Here is a 1,145-nt window from a genome sequence, read left to right as displayed (position 1 = left end):
GGTGGTCAGGCGGTGAAAAGCCGAAGGCAATCCTGTGCGCCTCGTCAGACAAGATGTGCGGCCGCATCAATCGGGCCAAAAAGCCGCACTCTCACGAATAGGACGGGCTAGTTCTGGAACTAGAACCTTCCATATGATCGAGGCGGTCGCCGACCGTCTCGATGGAGCACCGCGGCAGCTTCGCCGACGCTGGTCGGACGAGTTCAAGGCACAAATTGTGGTAGAGGCGCTGGAGCCTGGCGCGAGCGTATCGGCGATCGCCCGCCGGATCGGCATTCACCCGTCGCAGCTGTTCGCCTGGCGCCGTGATGCTCGGGCCGAGTTGCATTGTCCCTCGCGGCCGTCAAGTCGCGAGGTTGTGGTGGCGTCTGTGTCAGGCGCGGTGATCGAAATTGCCATTGGCGAGGTGATCGTGCGCGCCGACGTGGACGTCGACGAGGCGCAGTTGCAGCGGGTGATCCGGGCGGTCCGTTCGGCATGATCCCCTCCGGCGTGAAGGTGTTCCTGGCCAGCCATCCAGTCGACTTCCGCAAGGGTATCGATGGCCTTGTTGCGCTGGTGCGCGATGCGGGCTCAGATCCGTTCGACGGTTCACTCTATGTGTTCCGAGCCAAAGAGCCGACAGAATAAAGATCGTATGGTGGGATGGCTCCGGCGTGTGCCTCTATTTAAAACGGCTGGAGAAAGCGAGGTTCTGCTGGCCACGAATCGGACATCATCGGGTGCAGCTGAATGCTGCGCAGTTGATGGCCCTGGTCGATGGGATGGACTGGAAGCGGGTCCGGACCGCGGCGGTCAAGCCGCCCATCGACGAGTTGCAGAATGATCTCGATGGTTGGGTGACGGCGTACAACGAAACGCGCCCGCATCAGGGACGATGGTGCTATGGAAAAACACCCATGCAAACCTTCCTTGACGCGCTGCCCGTTGCGAGGGAGAAATTGCTGCCGGCCGCGTAGGCGCCGGACACAAATCTTCGTCGGACACCCCGCCACGACGAAGAGCCAGTTGTCAGGTCAAGTGCATACTTTTACACCGTTCCCGGTATCGGTCCCCTGACCGCTCTGGCCTTCGTCGTTACCATCGACAACCCCGCTCGCTTCAGACATTCCGCCGACGTCGGTGCCTATCTCGGCCTGACACCA

The 1,145-nt window shown here is 61.3% G+C and carries 2 protein-coding genes and 3 pseudogenes; all 5 read left to right on the top strand.

Annotation, left to right across the window (positions count from 1 at the left end; all coding sequences use genetic code 11):
- Positions 1-133 precede the first annotated feature (133 nt).
- Entirely contained in the window at positions 134-481 is a 348-nt protein-coding gene (locus QJT78_RS51505; protein ID WP_038946114.1) for a transposase, read from the top strand.
- On the top strand, positions 478-630 hold the full coding sequence (tnpB, locus tag QJT78_RS51500; RefSeq protein WP_080586968.1) for an IS66 family insertion sequence element accessory protein TnpB: 153 nt from the start codon (positions 478-480) through the stop codon (positions 628-630). Before QJT78_RS51505 ends, tnpB begins: the two co-directional genes overlap by 4 nt.
- A gap of 26 nt (positions 631-656) precedes the next feature.
- Positions 657-725: pseudogene (locus QJT78_RS51495) on the top strand (hypothetical protein); the annotation flags it as partial.
- An 81-nt stretch (positions 726-806) separates the two neighbouring features.
- A pseudogene (locus tag QJT78_RS51490) lies at positions 807-959 on the top strand (IS481 family transposase); the annotation flags it as partial.
- A 75-nt stretch (positions 960-1,034) separates the two neighbouring features.
- Positions 1,035-1,145: pseudogene (locus QJT78_RS51485) on the top strand (transposase); the annotation flags it as partial.

Source organism: Bradyrhizobium sp. Mp27, assembly GCF_029953005.1.
In the GTDB taxonomy this organism is placed as follows: domain Bacteria; phylum Pseudomonadota; class Alphaproteobacteria; order Rhizobiales; family Xanthobacteraceae; genus Bradyrhizobium; species Bradyrhizobium barranii.
The sequence above is the reverse complement of the archived record's forward strand: the minus strand, read 5'-3'. Positions and strand labels throughout refer to the sequence as shown.

What these genes read in the sequence shown, in the direction of transcription:
- QJT78_RS51505 (WP_038946114.1), top strand. Translation starts at nt 134, where the DNA reads ATGATCGAGGCGGTCGCCGACCGTCTCGATGGAGCACCGCGGCAGCTT.
- tnpB (WP_080586968.1), top strand. Translation starts at nt 478, where the DNA reads ATGATCCCCTCCGGCGTGAAGGTGTTCCTGGCCAGCCATCCAGTCGAC.